General features: G+C 56.3%; 1 rRNA gene. It reads right to left on the bottom strand.

The annotated features are described in order from the left end of the window. Window positions 1–126 precede the first annotated feature (126 nt). A 16S ribosomal RNA gene (locus HMPREF2617_RS00005) occupies window positions 127–1,443 on the bottom strand; the annotation flags it as partial.

The raw sequence follows: 1,443 nt of genomic DNA, 5'->3' as shown, positions 1-1,443 counted from the left end.
AAGCATGATGATCATGGTTGGGTGTGTCTCCACCCGGACATTTTTAAAACAAACAGGTGGCAGTACCACACTCGGGCACTCAACCACCACACCCACAACTGTGGGCGAAAAATAAAAGCTCCTTAGAAAGGAGGTGATCCAGCCGCACCTTCCGGTACGGCTACCTTGTTACGACTTCGTCCCAATCGCCGATCCCACCTTCGACAGCTCCCATGACAGGCCACTGGCTTCGGGTGTTACCAACTTTCATGACGTGACGGGCGGTGTGTACAAGGCCCGGGAACGTATTCACCGCAGCGTTGCTGATCTGCGATTACTAGCGACTCCGACTTCATGGGGTCGAGTTGCAGACCCCAATCCGAACTAAGGCCGGCTTTCAGCGATTAGCACACCCTCACAGGCTCGCAAACGCGTTGTACCGACCATTGTAGCATGTGTGAAGCCCTGGACATAAGGGGCATGATGATTTGACGTCATCCCCACCTTCCTCCGAGTTAACCCCGGCAGTCTCTCATGAGTCCCCACCATCACGTGCTGGCAACATAAGACAAGGGTTGCGCTCGTTGCGGGACTTAACCCAACATCTCACGACACGAGCTGACGACAACCATGCACCACCTGTACACCAACCACAAAGGGAAAGACCATCTCTGGCCCGGTCTGGTGTATGTCAAGCCCAGGTAAGGTTCTTCGCGTTGCATCGAATTAATCCACATGCTCCGCCGCTTGTGCGGGCCCCCGTCAATTCCTTTGAGTTTTAGCCTTGCGGCCGTACTCCCCAGGCGGGGCGCTTAATGCGTTAGCTACGGCACGAACCCCGTGGAAGGGACTCACACCTAGCGCCCACCGTTTACGGCATGGACTACCAGGGTATCTAATCCTGTTCGCTCCCCATGCTTTCGCTCCTCAGCGTCAGTTACTGCCCAGAGACCTGCCTTCGCCATCGGTGTTCCTCCTGATATCTGCGCATTCCACCGCTACACCAGGAATTCCAGTCTCCCCTACAGCACTCAAGTTATGCCCGTATCGCCTGCAGTCCCGCAGTTAAGCTGCGGGCTTACACAAACGACGCGACAAACCACCTACGAGCTCTTTACGCCCAGTAATTCCGGACAACGCTCGCACCCTACGTATTACCGCGGCTGCTGGCACGTAGTTAGCCGGTGCTTCTTCTCTAGGTACCGTCACATAACGCTTCGTCCCTAGCGAAAGGAGTTTACAACCCGAAGGCCGTCATCCCCCACGCGGCGTCGCTGCATCAGGCTTGCGCCCATTGTGCAATATTCCCCACTGCTGCCTCCCGTAGGAGTCTGGGCCGTATCTCAGTCCCAATGTGGCCGTACACCCTCTCAGGCCGGCTACCCGTCGACGCCTTGGTAGGCCATTACCCCACCAACAAGCTGATAGGCCGCGAGCTCATCCCACACCGAAAAAACTTTCCAC

It is taken from the genome of Corynebacterium sp. HMSC070H05, from assembly GCF_001837615.1.
Classification (GTDB): domain Bacteria; phylum Actinomycetota; class Actinomycetes; order Mycobacteriales; family Mycobacteriaceae; genus Corynebacterium; species Corynebacterium coyleae.
This window is presented reverse-complemented; position numbering and strand designations above follow the sequence as displayed.